Origin of the sequence: Pontibacter arcticus (assembly GCF_003284895.1) — a bacterium.
Taxonomy (GTDB): Bacteria; Bacteroidota; Bacteroidia; order Cytophagales; family Hymenobacteraceae; genus Pontibacter; species Pontibacter arcticus.
Genome location: NZ_QMDV01000002.1, coordinates 334,667 through 354,641 on the forward strand (window position 1 = coordinate 334,667; position 19,975 = coordinate 354,641).

At 45.5% G+C, this 19,975-nt stretch carries 17 protein-coding genes; 15 read left to right on the forward strand and 2 right to left on the reverse strand.

Annotated elements, in window-relative coordinates; translation table 11 throughout:
• The first annotated feature begins 329 nt into the window (after positions 1-329).
• The 7 genes from DP923_RS06575 (at position 330) to DP923_RS06605 (ending at position 5,469) form a co-directional block, all read left to right on the forward strand.
• Positions 330-1,007 (forward strand): response regulator transcription factor, encoded by a 678-nt coding sequence (locus DP923_RS06575; RefSeq protein WP_112305057.1) that lies wholly within the window; start codon positions 330-332, stop codon positions 1,005-1,007.
• Complete coding sequence (locus tag DP923_RS06580; RefSeq protein WP_112305058.1) at positions 1,004-2,287, forward strand: sensor histidine kinase; 1,284 nt, start codon at positions 1,004-1,006, stop codon at positions 2,285-2,287. The genes DP923_RS06575 and DP923_RS06580 overlap by 4 nt, the downstream gene beginning before the upstream one ends.
• A 99-nt stretch (positions 2,288-2,386) precedes the next feature.
• Positions 2,387-2,836, forward strand: coding sequence for a PepSY-like domain-containing protein (locus DP923_RS06585; protein ID WP_112305059.1), 450 nt, complete (start codon positions 2,387-2,389; stop codon positions 2,834-2,836).
• Between the two features lie 74 nt (positions 2,837-2,910).
• Positions 2,911-3,771 carry an SdiA-regulated domain-containing protein gene (locus DP923_RS06590; protein ID WP_112305060.1) on the forward strand — a complete coding sequence of 287 codons (861 nt, stop codon included), beginning with the start codon at positions 2,911-2,913 and terminating at the stop codon, positions 3,769-3,771.
• Between the two features lie 252 nt (positions 3,772-4,023).
• The gene (locus DP923_RS06595) at positions 4,024-4,524 is read left to right on the forward strand and encodes a GAF domain-containing protein (protein ID WP_112305061.1); all 501 of its coding nucleotides are present in this window, start codon (positions 4,024-4,026) and stop codon (positions 4,522-4,524) included.
• A 72-nt stretch (positions 4,525-4,596) separates the two neighbouring features.
• Positions 4,597-4,998, forward strand: a complete 402-nt coding sequence (locus DP923_RS06600) for a hypothetical protein (protein WP_112305062.1) — start codon at positions 4,597-4,599, stop codon at positions 4,996-4,998.
• A 60-nt stretch (positions 4,999-5,058) separates the two neighbouring features.
• Positions 5,059-5,469 (forward strand): hypothetical protein, encoded by a 411-nt coding sequence (locus DP923_RS06605; protein ID WP_112305063.1) that lies wholly within the window; start codon positions 5,059-5,061, stop codon positions 5,467-5,469.
• Positions 5,470-5,472: 3 nt separating this feature from the next.
• Here the strand turns inward: DP923_RS06605 and DP923_RS16665 are convergent, their stop codons facing one another.
• Entirely contained in the window at positions 5,473-5,622 is a 150-nt protein-coding gene (locus DP923_RS16665) for a hypothetical protein (RefSeq protein WP_165838158.1), read from the reverse strand.
• 600 nt (positions 5,623-6,222) lie between these two features.
• Here DP923_RS16665 and DP923_RS06610 point away from each other — a divergent pair.
• From DP923_RS06610 to DP923_RS06625, 4 genes are all read left to right on the forward strand, one after another.
• Positions 6,223-7,434 (forward strand): sensor histidine kinase, encoded by a 1,212-nt coding sequence (locus DP923_RS06610; RefSeq protein ID WP_112305064.1) that lies wholly within the window; start codon positions 6,223-6,225, stop codon positions 7,432-7,434.
• A gap of 362 nt (positions 7,435-7,796) precedes the next feature.
• A complete protein-coding gene (locus DP923_RS06615) occupies positions 7,797-9,068 on the forward strand; it encodes a metal-dependent hydrolase family protein (protein WP_112305065.1) in 1,272 nt (423 codons plus the stop codon).
• Positions 9,069-9,279: 211 nt separating this feature from the next.
• Positions 9,280-10,179 (forward strand): KPN_02809 family neutral zinc metallopeptidase, encoded by a 900-nt coding sequence (gene ypfJ, locus DP923_RS06620; RefSeq protein WP_112305066.1) that lies wholly within the window; start codon positions 9,280-9,282, stop codon positions 10,177-10,179.
• Positions 10,180-10,489: 310 nt separating this feature from the next.
• On the forward strand, positions 10,490-11,497 hold the full coding sequence (locus DP923_RS06625) for an SDR family oxidoreductase (protein ID WP_112305067.1): 1,008 nt from the start codon (positions 10,490-10,492) through the stop codon (positions 11,495-11,497).
• 120 nt (positions 11,498-11,617) lie between these two features.
• Here DP923_RS06625 and DP923_RS06630 read toward each other — a convergent pair whose 3' ends face one another.
• Positions 11,618-12,835, reverse strand: coding sequence for a PQQ-dependent sugar dehydrogenase (locus DP923_RS06630; protein WP_112305068.1), 1,218 nt, complete (start codon positions 12,833-12,835; stop codon positions 11,618-11,620).
• Positions 12,836-13,211: 376 nt separating this feature from the next.
• On the opposite strand from DP923_RS06630, the gene DP923_RS06635 reads away from it, so the two are divergent.
• The 4 genes from DP923_RS06635 to DP923_RS06650 all read left to right on the forward strand — a co-directional run bounded on the left by DP923_RS06635 (position 13,212) and on the right by DP923_RS06650 (position 19,723).
• A complete protein-coding gene (locus DP923_RS06635) occupies positions 13,212-14,861 on the forward strand; it encodes an alpha-amylase family protein (RefSeq protein ID WP_112305069.1) in 1,650 nt (549 codons plus the stop codon).
• A 291-nt stretch (positions 14,862-15,152) separates the two neighbouring features.
• Positions 15,153-16,763, forward strand: a complete 1,611-nt coding sequence (locus DP923_RS06640; protein ID WP_112305070.1) for an alpha-amylase family glycosyl hydrolase — start codon at positions 15,153-15,155, stop codon at positions 16,761-16,763.
• A gap of 210 nt (positions 16,764-16,973) precedes the next feature.
• Positions 16,974-18,647, forward strand: coding sequence for a mechanosensitive ion channel family protein (locus DP923_RS06645; RefSeq protein ID WP_112305600.1), 1,674 nt, complete (start codon positions 16,974-16,976; stop codon positions 18,645-18,647).
• 131 nt (positions 18,648-18,778) lie between these two features.
• Complete coding sequence (locus tag DP923_RS06650) at positions 18,779-19,723, forward strand: NADP-dependent oxidoreductase (RefSeq protein ID WP_112305071.1); 945 nt, start codon at positions 18,779-18,781, stop codon at positions 19,721-19,723.
• The last annotated feature ends 252 nt before the right edge of the window (positions 19,724-19,975 follow it).

Below are 19,975 nucleotides of genomic sequence, written 5' to 3' on the forward strand. Positions count from 1 at the left end.
ACGCCTGCTTAAAACTTTTTAGGCAGGCGTTTTCTTTTTTGGGGTACAGGCAAAGTATGGCTCACCATTAAAAATACCTTAAAGTTGATTGGTAGAAGAGATTTAAACCCTATTTCCTTGAGCGTTTCACTCGTAAGAAGAGGATACTTGCAATTTCGGTCTGATCAATACTATGCTTTTGAAACCGATGCGTTTTAAAATGATTCCGAAAGGTAGTTTTGCCTTAGATCTCCGGAACAAATTCTTGTTACGACCATAATATTACAAATCCTGTCGCCTTTCTGAAGATTACAGATTGGTTACAGATTTGGTTTATAGCTTTAGACCCTATGAAGATCTTGGTGATAGAAGATGAACCCGATATGCTGGATAACATGGTCCGCTCGCTGGAAGAGGAAAAATATGTGGTTGAAGTAGCAACCACGTTTGAAACTGCTTCTGAAAAGATACACCTCTACCAGTATGATTGCATCCTGCTGGATATCGGCCTGCCCGATGGCAATGGCTTAACGATTCTGGAAGAGCTTAAGGTTTTGGATGCGACACAAGGCGTAATCATCGTATCGGCCAGGAACGCGGTGGATGACAGAGTGGCCGGGCTTAACCTGGGGGCTGATGATTACCTGCCCAAACCTTTCCATATGGCAGAACTGCATGCCCGCGTAAAATCGGTGCTGCGGCGCCGTAAGTTTGCCGGAAATCAGCATATAGAACTGGGTAACCTTAAGATCAACCCCGAAGAAAGAAATGTTTTTATTGACGACGAACTGATCACGCTGAACCGCAAAGAGTACGATATACTTTTATACTTTATTTCGAACAAAAACAGGTTAGTCAGCAAAACAGCCCTCGGCGAACATGTGTGGGGAGACCAGGTAGACGAAGCCGATAGCTTTGATTTTATTTATTCGCAGATCAAAAATTTACGCAAAAAACTAAAAGAACACGGCTCCCAACTCGAGATTCAGGCCATTTATGGCATCGGTTATAAACTGGTACAGGCATGAAACTGCTAAACCATACCATTTCGTACCTGGCAGCCATCCTTTTTGTGGTGATAACCGGGTGGGCTGCGCTGCTCTATTATAACCTGCTTGATGAGATCTACGATAGCCTGGATGACGGATTAGGCAACTACAAAATGCTGATCATACAACGCCTGGAACAGGACAGCACCTTGCTGGATAGACAGGGCTTTGGTGAACACAATTATGCCATTAAACCAATTAAAGCACCGCTGGCACTTGCCCAGAAAGATGTGTATGCCGACACGCTCATGTTCATGGAAAACGAGCAGGAACTGGAACCGGTACGCATGCTCCGGACGACGTTCAGGGTGGCAGATGATTTTTATGAGTTGCGGGTCATCAATACCATGATCGAAACAGACGATCTGATCGCCGATCTGCTGTATTCTATACTTTGGTTATACCTAGGTTTGCTGGCCAGCATCCTGGTGCTCAATAATATCCTGCTTAAAAATACCTGGCGTCCGTTTTACCGGCTCGTAGAGCAGCTCAAAAACTTCAGGCTGGAGCGGCAGGAACCTATCACATACGAGAAAACGGCTGTTGTAGAATTTAAGGCCCTGAACCAGGCCGTAGCACGGCTCATTAAAAACAGCACCGACGCTTACCTCAGCCAGAAACAGTTTATCGAGAATGCAGCCCACGAACTACAAACACCACTCGCCATCAGCCTGAACAAACTGGAATTACTGGTAGAAGAAAATAACCTGACCGGAGAACAATTACGCTTGTTGTCGGGCGCTATCAATAACCTCGAGCGGATGGCCCGTCTTAACAAATCGTTGCTGTTGCTATCCAAGATCGAAAACAAACAGTTCAGCGACGAAGAAAAGGTTAATATCAATGCGTTGACCAAACAGCTAACAGAAGATTTTGAAGAGCAGCTTACCTACAAAGAACTGCAGATAACCTTGCAGGAAGAAGGACAGTGCGAAGTACGTATGAATCCCGGATTGGCCAACATACTATTAACAAACCTGATCAAGAATGCGCTTATACATAACCGGCAGGGGGGCTTTGTAAACATAACCATCACACCGGACCAGTTGCTGGTAGCCAATAGCGGAAGCAATAAAACGCTGCATCAGGAGCAAATGTTTTTACGCTTTAAGCACGAAAGTGCAAACAGAAACTCTACCGGGCTTGGCTTACCTATTGTAAAGGCCATCGCGGATCTGTATGATTTTAAAGTGCGGTATTCGTTCGAGGAGCAGCACCATTTTACGGTAGTATTCAACCCTGCATCCACAGAAAAATAATTTCAAATTTTGTTGCTGAACCACTTGATTCCCATTTCTTTCCAGAATCGGACTATACCTTCGTGTTATAAATTAACTATAACACTAACCTAAAAGCTTATGAAATTATTGGCATTATCAGTAATCGCAGCTTCCACATTTTCATTTTTAAATTTTGGTGATCAGGATATACCGCAAAACGAAGTTCCATCCGTTGTTCTGAATGCGTTTACCCAGGCTCACCCTAATGCCGCCCAGGTAGAATGGGAAAAGCAGCATGATATGTTTGAAGCAGAGTTTGAGAAGGATTCTATAGACTATACAGTACAGTTAAACGCTGCAGGAGAGGTATTGCAAACCAAACATGATGTAACTGAAACCGAGCTTCCGCAGCAGATCAGAAAGATGATAGCTGAGTCGTATGCAAAGTATAAAATTGATGATGTAGAGCTGGTTGAGAAGAAAGGCACCCTGTATTACCAGATAGAACTGGACGGCACACTGCAGGACAAACAACTGGTGCTGGATGCAAACGGTAAAGAACAGAAAACTGTGAGCTACTGGGACTAACTTTCTTGTCTGAAAAACGAATATAGCTTACCACTGCAAAAACAACCGAAACAAAACCTGAAATAAATAAAGCTATGAAAAAAAGACTCATCACGAGCTATACGTTGGGGCTGCTGAGTGCTGGCATCCTACTGTTAGGGACAAGTGAAAGCGAAGCCAAAAGCAGCACCGGAGAACTTACCAAACCCACCGCCCAGTGGACACTTCCAGCCGAACTGCGCGAAGTATCGGGCATCGCCTGGCTTGGCAACAACCTGATGGCCTGTGTGCAGGATGAGGAAGGGGTGATTTTTATTTATGACCTGGAGAAAAAAGCGATCAAAGAAAAAATTTCTTTTGCAGGCCCCGGTGATTACGAAGGCATCGTTGTAAACGGAAATACAGCTTATATACTGAGAAGCGATGGCGCCATTCTGGAAGTGGAAGATTACATGAACCAGAAAAAGGTGAGTGTACATGCAACTGTGCTAGCATCCACGCAAAATACGGAAGGGCTGGCATTCGATAAGAAGAACTACCGCCTGCTGATTGCCTGCAAAGGGTATGATGAGGCCTTAGGCGATACCAAAGGTATTTACGCTTTTTCCCTGGATAACAAAACGATGCAGGAAAAACCAGTTATTTCCATTCCGTTGGCGCAACAGCAGCTTACTGCAACAGAGAAGAAGAAAAAATCGAAGTATGATGTGTTGCAGCCTTCCTCTCTCGAAGTGCATCCGAAAACAGGTGAGTTATACTTGCTGGATGCTGTAAATAATAAGCTTCTAATATTGGACGAACAGGGTAAAATTGGGAAAGCGACAAGCTTGGACAAAAGCATCTTTAAGCAGGCAGAAGGCCTGAGCTTCGGGGATGATGGCGCTTTGTACATAGCCAGCGAAGGAGGTAAAAAAGGGAACGGCGTACTGGTTAAATATGACCAGGGATTAAAATAAAGCAATATAAGCAGCTTTTGGATTATACTTATTTGGTAACTTCCGTGTTATCAGGAAAGTAAAAATACCATCTTGTAGCAATGCCATTTTCTGGTTTGGGTTTATACTTCAACAGAAATGACGTTTCTATGAGATGGTATTTTTTTTCGTTAAATTTAAATTGTGTACGTACAAGGAAATAATACCTACATCAAAGTACACGATCAGCCGTCATCTGCTGCTTCATAGGCAGGTATCTATCAGAATTTTGAAATGAACTACTTTATAAATACCAATATTATTCCTGAAAATGATTCGGGTCGGATAGCTAAATTACAAAGCTTGCATGTACTTAATACCCACGAGGAGAATGGTACTTTTAAGCACATCGCGGCGATGGCTTCCCATATGTTTGATGTGCCGATAGCGCTCGTTAATTTTGTTGACAAAGATTTTGTGATCACGAAAGCGCAGATTGGTTTAGATAACAACCCGGTAATAGACAGGGGCATTAGTTTGTGTTCGCTTGCTATTCTTCGTTCTGATGTAACCGTTTTCGAGAATGCGCGCGAAGAGCCGTGCCTGTTGTCTAACCCGATGGTGGCCGGCGGATTTGGTCTTCAGTTTTACGCGGCAGCTCCGCTTGTTACAAAAGATGGTTATAACATAGGTGCTGTTTGTATAGTTGATAAAAAGCCCCGTACTTTTTCGGAAGCAGACCAGAAGATGCTGGAAAACCTGGCTACCATTGTGATGGACGACATAGAAAAGTAAAATTTGGTACTACATCTAACGTATAAATCACTAATTTAAAGTTGATTTTATAGTGACATTAAAATTCATCCCGTGCTAGAAAGAGTCCTTTACCTACAGCCCTATATTACAATTTCTTACGATTTTTTAAATGATGTGATCATCGCTTACTGGAAAGGTGAGCAAACCCTCGAAACTGTAAAGGAAGGATGCGAGCGCATTTTATACCATCTGCAGGACCAGCTCTCCAGTAAAATTTTAAATGATAATTCTGAAGTGGTCAGTGTTTGGGATGATGCTTCGGAATGGGTAGCAAAGGATTGGTTTCCGCGCTTACGTGTGGCCGGTTGCCGCTTGTTTGCCTGGGTAGAATCGCCGGATGTGTTCAGCCAGCTCTCCAAAGAAAAGACGTTAGATTTCGGCGTGCGCCAGATCATTGTAACATCTTTCCAGAACAAGGAGCCCGCTATGGCCTGGCTAAAGGCTATGCGTTAAAAGGATATGCTTTTATATGATAGGTATAAAGATTATTAAACCCTATGCACCTATTGCGCTATGAAAAAAAAGCAGACTTTGGTTGATAACGATTGTGTTACAATCTCATTAAATGAAGAAAAGAATCTCATAGAAACCACCTGGCTCAGGCAACCGACCAGTGCTGAATTCAGAAAGTATATCTCTTTAATAGTAGCCATAGCCATCGAGCACAAATTACCAAGTTTACTGTTTGATATTAGAAAGCGTAATTACATTGGGTTTGCAGATCAGAACTGGTTAATAGATGATATTTTTCCTCAACTGACCGGGACGCTTAAAAAAGTTGCTTACCTGACGGAGGTCGAAAGTTTTAAGCTATTTGACACGATGCGGCTCCAGGAGGTAATGGCCTCTAATTTTGAGTCAAATAGCTTTTTGATCGATCATTTTTTAGACGAAAAGCAGGCATTCGACTGGCTGCTAAGCTGACGTTTAATAAAAAAGCTTAGAACCGAATTTCCTGCCCGGTTTATACTTTGTTAACTCCCTGTACAAAATGGAAGTATAGCTGTAAATAACCGGAGCAAGGGTTTTACCACCCATCCCGATAGCAACGGCAGCAGGTGCCGGAGTAGAATACACCTACCTCAAAAAGATAAGTATGGTCACAGTGCCCGGGGGAGCTTTGCCCTGATCCATGCTTCTCTCTAAAGCCAGCATTGTTACGCATCCCATCCCAGCTTAGAACCAAAGCACCTGTTTATTTAAAGTCTACGCCCATACCTGGTTTTACAAGGGGCACATTTGTATTGATAGTTGTAAATGTTCAGGTATACATAGCAGCTAAGGGTCTGGGGTTTGCGCATTTAACATCCTTTGTTACCAGACAGAACAGTTCGTTTTAGCACCTGTTATGAGCACGTTGCTAAAGTTGGCAATCCGGTTTCCTGTTAAAGCGCGAAACAGCCTTAAAGATTCAAGCGGTTGGGTTAACTCCTGTTAGTAAGTATAAAGCTTTGTCTCGGTTATTTAAGCTGCAACAATTTGCTTTTAAACTTGAACACAGCTGCAAGAAAACGGATAATTTTAATTAAAGATTTACCTTAAATATTTTCACTTTTCAATTAAAGAACCCTCTGGCAGATTTCAGGAAATCAAAAATTTAAATTAAATTTAAATTTTAAATTAAATGCCCGTCTTAATAAGTGCCCTTCGTCCGTCTCTTGTTATAGAAAACCGTTCATGATCAACATTGCAAACAAATTATCAAAAGAAATAGAAGCAGTAAAGCAAATCCCGATGGTGCCCCACATGCTTCATATGCTCTGCCAGACTACCGGTATGGGTTTTTCAGCAGTAGCCCGGGTAACAGAAGATAAATGGATAGCCTGCAGCGTGCACGACCAGGTGCAGTTTGGCCTGGAAGCAGGGGGAGAATTGCCTATCGAAACCACGCTTTGCAATGAAATAAGAGACCATCGCCAGCCTGTAATTATTGATAACGTAGCCGAAGATCCAATTTATAAATACCACCATACACCCCGGATCTACGGCCTGCAAAGTTATATATCGTTTCCGATTATACTGCGGGATGGTTCGTTTTTCGGGACACTCTGCGCCATTGATACGGAAACAGCTAAAGTAAACAATCCAAACACCATTGCCTTGTTTAAAATGTTTGCCGATCTGCTGGCGTTTCATCTGGAGAGCCTCGACCTGCTGGACCAGAGTGAAAAGCTGCAGGCGAAACTGCTCAACCAAAACAAGAACCTGGCAAACGCTAATTTTAACCTCGATAATTTCGTTTACACTGCTTCCCATGATCTGAAATCTCCGGTAAACAACCTGCAGGGCTTACTGGATGTACTGTCCGAGTCTTTTTCGAGAAATGAGATTAACCGGGATGAGATACGGGAAATTATACAGATGATGCAAAGTTCACTGGCTCGTTTCTCGCATACCGTTCAGGACCTGACCACCATTATTATGGTAGAGAAAGATATGGAAGACCACGGCCAGGAACTGAATGTGCTGGAAGTAGTGGATGATGTAAAGCAGGAAATCTCGCATCTGATTGACGAAGCAGCAGCCGTTGTGGAAGTGAAGTATACCGAGGAAATTGTCATCAACTTTTCAAAGAACAACTTTAAAAGTATACTTACCAACCTGCTGACCAATGCCCTGAAGTACCGCTCCTCCGAAAGGCAGCCTAAAGTGGTCGTGAACCTGGAAAAAGTAGCTGAAAAAGTACAGCTTTCAGTTACAGATAACGGCTTAGGTATACCACCCGATAAACAGGATAAAGTTTTTTCTATTTTTAAGCGTTTCCATACGCACATAGAAGGTACCGGGGTCGGTCTCTACATCGTGAAAAGAATTATGGATAATGTAGGCGGAGAAATCCAGTTGGACAGTGAAGTTGACAAAGGCACTACCTTTACCCTGGTTTTTTAGTTTGATTAGCCAGAAGTATAACGCACAGCTTTTTTTAAAGATGAACTCATAGCTGTATCCTTTGGCCATGCCGCAGTTGCTGGTGTTTGCACTGGCAACTTTACTTATCAGAAAGCCCGCTTATTTTCCGGAATAAGCGGGCTTTTAAGTTTTCAGGGAAAGCATAAATTCACCTGTTTTATACTTTTTAACTTAGATAAAAGCAGGTGGTATATAAGTTGATTAACAGCCGCGTACTTCAATAATATTAGCTATTTGAAAGTATAAAATCTGCCGTTACTTAAAATAAAAGCTGTACTTTAAAGTGAAAAGTATACTTTCTTAAAACTTCAGGAATCGGATAATCCTTTACAAACTAAACTATGCGCAAACCTTTGATCCTGCTTTGTACTTTACTTTTACTTGCACAACATATGCTGGCGCAGGTAAGCCCTCCGGAAGTATACCTGCTGCTAAAACCTGACAGGGTATTTGATGGGGAAAAACTACACGACAACTGGCAGGTACTGATTAAAAACAATAAAATAGAAGCGGTTGGTATGCAGCTTCAGGTACCTGCCTCGGCCCAAATTGTAGAACTTAAAGGCACTACTTTATTGCCCGGGCTTATAGAAGGGCACAGTCACTTGTTTTTACATCCTTATAACGAAACTTCCTGGAACGACCAGGTACTGAAAGAATCGCGGGTGGAGCGCGTAGCTCGGGCAACGGTACATGCCAGAAATACCCTGCTGGCTGGTTTTACAACCGTACGAGACCTGGGTACAGAAGGAGCTGGTTACGATGATGTGGGGCTGAAAGAGGCGATCCATAAAAAAATAATCCCAGGCCCGCGCATGCTGATTGCAACCGAAGCTATTGTAGCCACCGGCAGTTACGGCCCTAAAGAGCTGACCTACGATATCCAAACGCCCCTTGGTGCCGCAGCCGCCGATGGTATTGAAGGCTTAACAAAGGAAGTGCGCAAGCAGATAGGCAAAGGAGCCGATATAATTAAAGTATACGCGGATTACCGTTGGGGCCTTAACAGATCCGCAGCACCAACATTTACAGAAGCAGAACTGAGAACCGTTGTGGAGGTGGCAGCCAGTGCAGGCAGACCAGTTGTTGCGCATGCATCTACGGAAGAAGGCATGCGACGCGCGATTATGGCCGGGGTAAGTACCATAGAGCACGGAGATGGCGGTACGCCTGCTATTTTTAAGCTTATGAAAAAAAACAATGTAGCACTGTGCCCTACGGTAGCAGCAGGCGATGCCATTGCGCAATACAGTGGTTGGCAGAAAGGCGCACAACCAGAACCGGAGCGTTTGCAGAATAAACGCAAGAGTTTAAAAGCAGCCCTTGCAGCAGGCGTTACCATTAGCATGGGAGGCGATGCAGGCGTGTATGCGCACGGCGATAATGCCCGCGAAATGGAGTTGTTGGTTGACTATGGTATGAAACCGATTGATGTTTTAAAAGCTGCGACTTCCGTTAACGCAGATGTCTTTAAAATTAACAACGAAGTGGGCCGTATTAAAACAGGTTTGTTAGCCGATCTAATAGCGGTAGAAGGAAACCCACTGGAAAATATAGCGCAGGTCAGGAAAGTAAAGCTGGTCATGAAGGATGGTGTTATTTATAAGCCATAGCCTCCTGTTTTTAAGCCGGTATCTAGATTTATAAAGTATAATTACATGGATGTTAGCTGATTATACTTTCATGAAACGCTTCTGTAAAGGTTATTTGCATCCAAGTGAAGTGGCCTGCCGTTATACTCTGTAATTAGCAGTAAAGCTATGAAGGTAGGCTAATCGGAAAAGATCTGTTAAGCTACCATATACTTCCTAAAATCAATGGCTTATGAAATGGCAAGGCAGAAGAAAAAGCACTAACATAGAAGACCGCAGGGGGCAATCGGCAGGTGGTTTCGGAGGCAGCGGAGGTATCAGCCCGATGCTGCTTATTCCTTTGTTCCGGCTTCTTTTCTCGAAAGTGGGCTTAGTAATTGTAGCCATATTGGTCGTGCTGATGCTTGTAACAGGTATTAACCCGATTGCTTTTATACAGCAGTTTGTGGGGGGCGAGCCGCAGTATGCACAATCCACTACCTACCAGCCCAGCCCCGAAGAACAAAAGCTGGCCGACCAAACAGCTGTAGTGCTGGCCGACACAGAAGATGTCTGGCAAAATATGATACAAGGGTACCGCGAACCTACACTGGTGCTTTTCTCGGGGCAGGTTAGCTCGGCTTGTGGTTCGGCTACGGCTGCATCCGGCCCTTTTTACTGTCCGGGAGACGAAAAACTTTACATCGATCTCAGCTTTTTCGGAGACATGGAACGCAAGTTAGGTGCTGGCGGCGATTTTGCCCAAGCCTATGTGGTAGGCCACGAAGTAGGGCATCATATACAGAACATAACCGGCACCATGGAGCAGGTAAATGCCATGCGGGGTAAATTATCCGAAGTTGAATTTAACAAACTGATGGTGCGTGTAGAACTGCAGGCTGATTTTTACGCCGGCGTGTGGGCACATCATACCCAAAGGGCAAAAAACATCATGGAACCCGGCGACCTGGAAGAAGCCCTGAATGCGGCCAGTGCCATCGGCGACGACCGCCTTCAAAAGCAAGCCACCGGCAGGGTAGTACCAGACTCTTTCACGCACGGCACATCAGCCCAACGGGTGCGCTGGTTTAAAAGAGGCTTCGAAACCGGCGATATGGCCCAGGGCGATACTTTCAATGCTACGCAGTTATAAGGATATGAAATCAAAGTACAGGAAAGCCGCTTCAGAAATGGAGCGGCTTTCTTTTTAAATTTACATTATACAAAGTTTTATCACCGGGGAAGTATAAATCATACTTCCAGAAAGTAAGTCAACTTAAAAGTATAAAATTTAGCTTAAAGAGAAACTTATAATCTTTTGACTGGTTGAAGATTTAGGGTCTTTCAGTTTTAGAATTATTCAGTATTTATAAAAGATGCTGCCATTTGGCTGGCAGGTATAACCAGGACCTGTAACATACTCAAATCAACTACATGCTCTCATTAAAAGTAAACGCGTAACTATGAAAAATGAAAACTTGCTTACCAGAAGAAAAGTAATTACCGGAATCGGGGCGGGGCTGGCGGTAGCAGCTATCGCGCCGGTGCTGTCGGTGCAGGGTGCAGGAGGCGCTCCAGAACAAGCATCGGCTCAGTTGCAGGACCCCACCAGTAAGTATCCGAAACCTCCTTTTAAAGGGCAGTCGCAGCCGTGGCCGGGCCTCGCCAGTAAAATGGACCCGAAACCGGACCACGGTGAAAAAAGCTACAAAGGATCAGGAAGGTTAAAGGGCAGAAAAGCATTGATTACGGGCGGGGATTCCGGCATGGGCCGTGCGGCCGCCATTGCCTATGCCCGTGAAGGCGCGGATGTAGCCATTAATTATCTGGCCGCAGAGGAAGAAGATGCCAAAGAAGTGATCGCTCTGATCAGAGCAGAAGGCCGAAAGGCCATTGCCATACCCGGCGATCTGAGGGAGGAGGCATTTTGCCAGAAACTGGTAGCCGAAGCTGTGCGCGGTCTAGGAGGATTGGATATATTGGTAAATAATGCTGCTCGGCAGCAAACCAGGCCTACCATTACGGAAATATCCTCAGAAGACTTCGACAGTACTATGAAAACCAATGTGTATGCCCCTTTCTGGCTTACCAAAGCAGCACTTCCTCACCTCAAGCCCGGTTCCGCCATCATCAGCACTACTTCCGAGCAGGCTTACGACCCCTCTGCCGAGCTGCATGATTATGCCCAGACCAAAGCGGCCAATATGAGCTACGTAAAGTCTTTAGCAAAGCAGCTGGGCCCTAAAGGCATCAGGGTAAATGGCGTGGCACCAGGCCCTATATGGACCCCGCTGCAAGTGAGTGGTGGCGCAACGCAGGAGAAATTAAAGCAGTTTGGTGGCGATACCCCTTTGGGGCGGCCGGGCCAACCGGTAGAGTTAGCTTCAATTTATGTACAACTTGCCGCCAGCGATGCCAGTTACGCAACAGGCCAGATCTATGGCGCTTCAGGCGGTAGCGGAAATCCGTAAGTATAACCTGAGCGCTAAATGTAAAAGTATAAAAAGTGTATTTATACTTTCATCCACATTAAACTGACATAAAAAAGCGTGAATCTATACTTTAGATTCACGCTTTTTTTGATTAATATATTACTGCTTCGAAACGCGGTAAATTACCCCATTCGTATCATCCGAAACCAGTAGTGAGCCATCTGCATGCACAGCCAAGCCAACCAAACGGCCAAAATGCGATTGGTTTCCGTTAACCAGGAAACCTGTTAGAAAGTCATCAAACCGAACAGGCTGGCCGTTCTCGAAATGTAAACGTACCACCTTATAACCAACCGGCTTGCTTCTGTTCCAGGACCCCCGCATCGCTACAAAGGCATCTCCCTGGTAATCGGCCGGAAACTGGTTGCCCGTATAAAACTCCATTTCCATGGGAGCAGCGTGCGCCTGGTAAGTAAGAACAGGCAAGGTTGTTTTTTGCAGGTATTGCTGGTATGTAGTATCGCCTTTAGGCCTGTCGCCTGGGTTATACTTGCCTTCGCCATAAATATACGGCCAGCCGTAATCAGCGCCTTCCACCAGTTTGTTTACTTCTTCTTTTTGCTCATCATCGCCCAACCAGTCAATGCCATGGTCCATGCCCCACATTTCGCCGGTTTGCGGGTGCCAGCCAAAACCAATTGTGTTGCGCAGTCCTTTGGCAAATACTTTCATATCCGAACCATCCGAATTAACCCGTACAATGGTAGCATTTAAGCGGTTAGGCTCCGGGCACGAATTGCAGGTACTTCCAATGGTGATATAGAGTTTCCCATCAGGGCCAAAAGCAAGGGTACGGTTAGGGTGCTGGCCTCCGTCGGGTAAGTCTTTTATAAGGAGCCGAGGCTGGCCCAGGGTACCATCCATGTTCATATCGGCAACATACACCTCACGAACAGTAGCAATATAGAGCCGGCCATTTTGTATGGCAAGCCCGTGTGCCTGTTTTATGTTTGCTACCGTTTGCTTGTTGTCTGCAACGCCATCTCCGTTTGTATCCACAAGCAGCATCACGGTACCAGCCTCCCGGTCAGTGGCGTATACCTGGCCTGTGCTGTTGGTTACCAGAATGCGGGGCTTGCCCAGGTCTTCGGCAAATTTAGTAACTGTAAAGCCTTCCGGTACTTTTAACTGGTTTACATTGGCATCCGAGGCGGGCATAAGCCCGGGCCTGAATATAAAGCCCTGAAACTGGGCTGAAGTTGGCGTATCGCCTTTTTCGGGTACGGTAGTATCCCACAGATCGTCGTCATCATCGCAACTAACCATGGCAGTTGCCATTACAGTTAAAAGTAAAATTGAAAGTAAGCTCTTTTTCATAGTAGGGTTGTAGGTTTTATGATTTATACTTTACAAGAGATCATCCACTGCGTGAAATGTGATATTGCCATACTTTACCACTTCCGGTTTAGCAAGAAAGAAAGTAATCAGTTTGCTGTAAGCTTCAGTTGAGGCAGACGCTCTTACCAATGTAAATAGTTGCTTACGTATAAGTTTCGCTTTCAGGATAAGCAAAGTATAAAATAACCTTAAACTAATGTGGTAAGGACCAGCTACTTGCCTTGAACTCTGAAACGTAGCTCATTTAGCGTGTACTTTATTTGTAACATTTCCAATAGTCTGATTACACGTGCCTCCGTAAAAGGAAATTTGTTTTAACCGTAACGTATAAAAACTTACCAAAAGCTGCGCCCACATGATAAATGAACTCTGGTATAAAAATGCTATTATCTACAGCCTCGACCTTGAAACATTTATGGATCTGAACGATGACGGCATCGGGGATTTCGAAGGGCTTTCGCGCCGCCTGGATTACCTGCATGCCCTTGGGGTTGATACCGTCTGGCTGGCTCCGTTCCATCCTTCGCCTAACAAAGACAATGGCTATGATATACAGGATTATTATGGCGTAGACCCCCGGCATGGCTCCAGCGGCAATTTTGTTGAGTTTATGCACCAGGCCTCGAAGCGTGGTATTAAAGTAATTATCGATCTGGTTGTAAACCACACTTCAGACCAGCATCCCTGGTTTCAGGATGCCCGCAGCAGCGAAAATGCCAAACACCGGGACTGGTATGCCTGGTCGGATAAAAAGCCGGACGACTGGAACGAGGGAATGGTTTTCCCGAATGTACAGGAGGCCACCTGGACCTACGATAAGAAAGCAAAAGCCTATTACTTTCACCGTTTTTATAAGTTTCAGCCGGATCTAAACATCGATAACCCCGAAGTAAGGGCAGAAATTAAAAGGATCATCGGGTTTTGGCTGGAGCTGGGGGTTGCAGGTTTCCGGGTTGATGCGGTTCCTTTTATACTTGAAAAACAAGGCCCGAACATATCTGACCGGAAACTTAGATTTGAATACCTGCGGGAGATGCGCAGATTTTTACAGTGGAGGAGGGGCGATGCCATTCTGTTAGGCGAAGCCAATGTGCTGCCCAAGGAAACAGAAGAATATTTTGGCGAGGAAGGAGATGGCATCCACCTGATGTTTAATTTCTACGTGAACCAATACCTGTTCTACGCGCTTGCTACAGGCGATACCGAACCGCTGAAAGAGGCTTTGGAAGCTACCCGGATTAAATTTCCAACGTCGCAGTGGGCACATTTCCTGCGGAACCACGACGAACTGGACCTGGCACGCCTCTCGGAAGAGCAGCGCGAAAAAGTGTTTGCCCGTTTCGGTCCGGAAAAGTCTATGCAATTGTATGACCGTGGTATACGGCGACGGCTTTCTCCGATGTTAGGTAACCGCCAGCAAACCGAGCTTGCTTACAGCCTGATGTTTTCACTGCCTGGTACACCTGTGATACGGTACGGCGATGAGATTGGCATGGGTGAAGACCTGAGTCTGAAGGAGCGTGAAGCTGTCAGGACCCCCATGCAATGGACAGATGGCTTCCAGGCCGGGTTCTCTAAATCTGAAAAGCTGGTTCATCCCATTATTTCGGAGGGGCCATACGCCTACAAACATGTAAATGTAGAAGCACAACGCCGCGAACCTCATTCGTTGTTAAACTGGATGTCGACCCTGATCCGGCTGCGGCAGGAATGTGCCGAAATAGGCTGGGGCAACTGGCAACTGCTCGATACAGGCGTACCGCAGGTATTGGGCATGCACTACAACTGGCAGGAGAGCTCCCTGGTTATACTACATAATTTTGACGAAAAGGCGCATGAAGTAAGCCTCAAACTAAAGCAAACACAGGAAACCACCTTAGTCGATCTGATGATCAATTCTGACAGTGTAACCGATACAAAAGGAGTTCATAAAATAACGATTTCGGCTTACGGTTACCGCTGGTTCCGGGCAGGCGACCTGAGCCACCTGTTTCGCAAAAGCTGAGCTGTAAATTTTGTAGAAGGCGCTCATTAACTCCCTAGCTGGTTAACGTTTTAATTAAAAAAGTTTAGGCTGAACTGCTTTGTTCTTCACTGCCAAACGTAGGTTGGCAAAGTTTAATTATGGGTTAAATAACCACTAACGTCGGTTTTTTTGACACTTAAGTCTGAAAAACTGCACAGCTTTAAAGTATAAACAGAAGACAGCTACCAAGTAAGTGTCGTAAAGTATAATAAAAAAACGGGCCCAGTTTTCCGGAAACGTAACGGCCCAAAATAAGACTCTAAATTGCTTATGAAAGAAAATCAGAACCAGTTCATCTGGTGGCAAAAAGGAATAATTTATCAGGTATATCCCAGATCCTACCAGGATAGTAATAATGATGGAGTTGGCGATTTAAAGGGCATCACCTCCAGGCTCGATTACCTGAAATGGCTGGGCGTAGAAGCGCTCTGGATTTCCCCGATCTTTCCGTCGCCAATGGCAGATTTTGGGTACGATATAGCGGATTATTGCGATATACACCCACTTTTTGGTACCATGCAGGATTTTGACAAACTGCTGCAGGAAGTACATGCCAGAGAGATGAAACTGATCCTGGATTTGGTGCCCAATCATACTTCTGACCAGCATCCCTGGTTTCTGGAAGCACGCTCGTCCCGCGATAACCCAAAACGCGATTGGTACATCTGGCACGATGCGAAACCCGATGGAGCTGAGCCCAACAACTGGCTGGCCATGTTTGGCGGCAGTGCCTGGGAGTGGGATGAGAAAACGGAGCAGTATTATTACCACGCCTTCCTGAAAGAGCAACCCGACCTGAACTGGAGAAACCCCGAAGTACAGGAGGCTATGTTTAACGTGATGCGTTTCTGGCTGGATAAGGGCGTGGATGGCTTCAGGGTAGATGTGATGTGGCATATGATCAAAGATGAGCAGCTGCGCAACAACCCGAAAAATCCCGATTACAAACCACACATGGCTACTTACGAGCAACTTATACCTGCTTATTCCACCGACCAGCCAGAGGTGCATGCTATCGTGCAGATGATGCGACAGGTAACTGACAGCTACGAGGAGCGGTTGTTAATTGGTGAAATTTACCTCCCGATAGAAAAACTGGTTACCTATTATGGTACCGAGCAGCAGGAAGCACACCTGCCTTTTAACTTTCAGTTGCTTACTTTACCCTGGGATGCTACTGAAATTGCAGCAGCCATTGATACGTATGAAGGTACATTGCCTCCGGACGGCTGGCCAAACTGGGTACTCGGCAACCATGATCAGCCACGCCTCGCCAGCCGTATTGGGCCAGAACAAGCTAGGGTTGCGGCTATGTTATTACTCTCTTTGCGTGGTACGCCCACCATCTATTATGGCGAAGAAATTGGCATGTGCAATGTAACCATTCCAAAAGAAGAAGTGCAGGACCCGCAAGGCTTGAATATGCCGGACCTTGATTTATCGCGCGACCCATCGCGTACGCCTATGCAATGGGATACAAGTATAAATGCTGGTTTCTCAGACGGTAAGCCCTGGCTCCGGCTAGCTTCCGATCATAAAGAGGTTAATGTAGCACTACAACAGGATGATCCTAAGTCGTTGCTTTCGTTATACAAACGTCTTATAAAACTACGCCAGCAGGAGCCTGCTTTACATATCGGAAAGTATGCGCCGATCCATGCGGACAAGCAAGTACTGGCCTATGTTCGGGAGGCAGCAGAAGGGCAACGGTTCCTGGTAGTACTGAATATGTCGGCTGAGCCGTGTAAGTTCGAGTCAGCACATTTCGAGTTTAATGGCACAATAGAAATTGCCTGCGATCCAGAAAAAGAGCGAGTTGCAGTTAGTAACGCTATAAACCTGGAACGTAATGAAGGCCTGATCATCAGGCTTACTGCATAAGAACTTATACTTTAATTAACGGATTTTTGAGCGGCAGATATTAACCTGATACGTAAAAAAGTTAACTGCTTCCGGATGTTGAACAGCCTGCTAATTATAAAACGGGTTATTGATGAAACGAAGAAGCCTTGTTTCCTTTATATGCCGGTATTAATCAGCGTAGAGTTAATGGCGCGCAAAATACAACCTCGATTAGAAGCTAACTGCAGCATGTTATACAAGAAACTGACTCTTTTTTCCCCAAGATCGCTCACCTACAGGTATAAAGTTGTGGCTATACTTATACTTGTTTTATGTTGGCATACACCTCAGCTACATGCGCAGGAGGCGCCTGCTGATACGGCAGAGATTGTGGTGCCGGTTTGGCCTGAAGACTCGTTAGGACGACGCACGCCGCGCGGAACGGTACAGGGTTTTATATCAGCTGTGGCAGACCAGAATTATAACCGGGCAGCCCATTACCTGAACATGGATACTACCCTGGTTTCTGTGCGAAACGGGCCGGTGCTGGCAAAATCCTTACAGGAACTCATGGACCGGAGCGGAAAGCTGATGCCTTTCTCCTGGATGAATAATACTTACAACGGCTTTGCAGAAGATAATCTGGGCCCCAACCTGGACCGGGTTGGCGCTATCTCGATCAACGCCGAAGAGATCGACCTGATGGTGGAGAGAACAGAAGGCCCTGAAGGAGGACCAATCTGGCTTTTTTCTTCCCAAACAGTACAACGTATCCCGCTTCCGGTAGAAGAAAACATAAAGAGTACCTTAGTAGAGAAAGTATCGCCGGAGGCACTCGAAGATAACAAATGGGGAGGTGTGCCCATCGGGCATTGGTTAAGTATCGTGTTATTGATTATAGTGGCCTACTTGCTGGCCAAAGGGATAACGGCACTCATACTCTTGCTGATTCCGAAGGTATGGGCCAAAGCCCGCCAGGAAACAACAGCCGGTATTATCCGTGCCTTTGCGCTTCCTGTACAGCTCTACCTGGCAATCTGGCTATTTGTTTTTGCCAGCCGCTACGTGGGTATTTCCATCATTGTGCGCATGCGCCTGAGCGAAATAACCGTTATTGTTGGCTTAATTGCCATGCTATTGCTTGTGTGGCAACTGCTTGATTTTCTGTCGAGGTTTTTTGAGCGGAGGCTGGCGCTTCGGGGTAACCAGGCAGGTGTATCGGCAGTGCTTTTTCTGAGGCGTGGTATTAAAGTGGCCTTGCTGGTACTCGGTATTATCTTAGCACTGGATACCTTCGGATTTGATGTGACAGCCGGATTAGCAGCTTTAGGTATTGGAGGTATTGCCTTAGCCCTTGGTGCCCAGAAAACTGTGGAGAACTTTGTAGGGAGCGTTACGCTGATAGCTGATCAGCCCATCAGGGTGGGTGATTTTTGTAAAGTAGGCAGTGTAAGCGGCACAGTAGAACAGATCGGGATGCGCTCTACCCGTATCAGAACCGCAGACCGCACTATCGTTACCATCCCGAACGGGGAATTTTCTTCCCAGCAGATCGAAAACTTTGCTCCCAGAGACCAGTTCCTGCTCAGTTCCATACTTCGTTTGCGGTATAGCACTACCCCCGACCAGATCCGTTATCTCCTGAAAGAGATCAGAGCAGCGCTTCTGGCCCACGAAAAAATTGACTCGAAGCAGGTACGTGTGCGCTTTACGGAATTTGGCCAGGACTCCCTTAATTTGGAGATCTATACTTATATAAATGCAAAGGATTACAACAATTACCTGGAAATTAAGGAAGAATTATTTTTGCAGATAATGGACATCATACAAGCCAGCGGCACAAGTATTTCCCTGCCTTCCCAAATGTTGTACCTCGCCAAAGAGAATGATCAATCTGATGATACCGGGGAGAAAGAAGTATAAGTATGTGCCTATACTTAGAATGCGATGGAGAAGATAAGCATTAATTGAAATTTGCCACTTGGCTGCCAGCTCTTATAACTTTTTGCCTGAGCCTTGGTTTACAAAGTATAAATAGAGTCAAATCTAAACGTATGAAAGCATTTGTAGTAAACAATCCGGGCAGTCCGGAAACCCTGGAATTAACCCAACTCGACCAGCCCTTAATTAAAGCGGATGAAGTACTGGTGAAAGTTAAGGCCATCAGCATCAACCCTGTCGATACCAAAACCCGCGAAGGCAAAGCGTTTTATACTACTTTACAGGAAACGGCACCAGTTGTTATTGGCTGGGATATTTCGGGGGAAGTGGTGGAAACCGGAGCGCAGGTAACCGCTTTTAAGCCAGGCGACGAAGTGTTTGGCATGGTAAATTTCCCGGGCCATGGCAAAGCCTACGCTGAATATGTAGCCGCACCCGAAGCACACCTGACCCACAAACCTGAAAACATAAGCCATCACGAAGCAGCCGCAGCTACATTAGCTGCTTTAACAGCTTGGCAAGTGCTGGTGCATGAAGCTTCCATTAAACCGGGCCAGCGCGTGCTTATACATGCGGCAGCAGGAGGGGTAGGGCATTTTGCAGTGCAGATCGCTAAACATTTTAAGGCATATGTTATAGGTACTGCTTCCAGAGAGAACCATGATTTTATTCGGAGTCTGGGTGCCGACGTGCAGATAGATTACAAAGAACAAAAGGTAGAAGACGAAGCAAAAGATGTGGACATTGTATTGGACTCGCTTGGTGAGGAAAACGCATTACGTTCCTTAAACTGCCTGAAAGAGGGGGGCAAACTGGTATCTATACTGGGTGGCGCAAAAGAAGCCGTGCAGCAGGTAGCGCAGAAGCGTAACATCGAAGCCAAAAATTACCTGGTGCATTCCAGCGGCGAAGACATGGCAAAAATAGCCGGCCTGATGCGTCAGGGAATCATTAAGGCGCATGTGTCCCATACTTTTAAATTCGAAGATATGGCCAAAGCACACGCGCAGGTTGAAACACATAAGACCCGCGGCAAGGTAGTGGTGCAGATAACCTGATCGTAAACGCTAATTTATACTTTGCCAGTTAGTTAAGACTTCGATGTGCGTTTAGCTGATGCCTTATATGGTTTGGACGATCAATTATAAAGTATAGTCTTAATTAGTACGCATCAAAGCCAGAAGAATACCAGATACTTTGTAAAAATGCAGCTTGTTTCACACCTAAAAGTCAACGGATTTTTAGGTGTGAAAATAAATTCAGGGTAAACGTGTACAAGTTTTATAGGAAGCATCTAATTTTGTGCTACA

Excerpts from the sequence above, each read along its gene's own strand:
- DP923_RS06635 (WP_112305069.1), top strand. The coding sequence starts at position 13,212 with ATGATAAATGAACTCTGGTATAAAAATGCTATTATCTACAGCCTCGAC.
- ypfJ (WP_112305066.1), top strand. The coding sequence starts at position 9,280 with ATGAAATGGCAAGGCAGAAGAAAAAGCACTAACATAGAAGACCGCAGG.
- DP923_RS06575 (WP_112305057.1), top strand. The coding sequence starts at position 330 with ATGAAGATCTTGGTGATAGAAGATGAACCCGATATGCTGGATAACATG.
- DP923_RS06595 (WP_112305061.1), top strand. The coding sequence starts at position 4,024 with ATGAACTACTTTATAAATACCAATATTATTCCTGAAAATGATTCGGGT.
- DP923_RS06625 (WP_112305067.1), top strand. The coding sequence starts at position 10,490 with ATGAAAAATGAAAACTTGCTTACCAGAAGAAAAGTAATTACCGGAATC.
- DP923_RS06605 (WP_112305063.1), top strand. The coding sequence starts at position 5,059 with ATGAAAAAAAAGCAGACTTTGGTTGATAACGATTGTGTTACAATCTCA.
- DP923_RS06580 (WP_112305058.1), top strand. The coding sequence starts at position 1,004 with ATGAAACTGCTAAACCATACCATTTCGTACCTGGCAGCCATCCTTTTT.
- DP923_RS06615 (WP_112305065.1), top strand. The coding sequence starts at position 7,797 with ATGCGCAAACCTTTGATCCTGCTTTGTACTTTACTTTTACTTGCACAA.
- DP923_RS06645 (WP_112305600.1), top strand. The coding sequence starts at position 16,974 with ATGTTATACAAGAAACTGACTCTTTTTTCCCCAAGATCGCTCACCTAC.
- DP923_RS06590 (WP_112305060.1), top strand. The coding sequence starts at position 2,911 with ATGAAAAAAAGACTCATCACGAGCTATACGTTGGGGCTGCTGAGTGCT.
- DP923_RS06610 (WP_112305064.1), top strand. The coding sequence starts at position 6,223 with ATGATCAACATTGCAAACAAATTATCAAAAGAAATAGAAGCAGTAAAG.
- DP923_RS06585 (WP_112305059.1), top strand. The coding sequence starts at position 2,387 with ATGAAATTATTGGCATTATCAGTAATCGCAGCTTCCACATTTTCATTT.
- DP923_RS06630 (WP_112305068.1), bottom strand. The coding sequence starts at position 12,835 with ATGAAAAAGAGCTTACTTTCAATTTTACTTTTAACTGTAATGGCAACT.
- DP923_RS06650 (WP_112305071.1), top strand. The coding sequence starts at position 18,779 with ATGAAAGCATTTGTAGTAAACAATCCGGGCAGTCCGGAAACCCTGGAA.
- DP923_RS06640 (WP_112305070.1), top strand. The coding sequence starts at position 15,153 with ATGAAAGAAAATCAGAACCAGTTCATCTGGTGGCAAAAAGGAATAATT.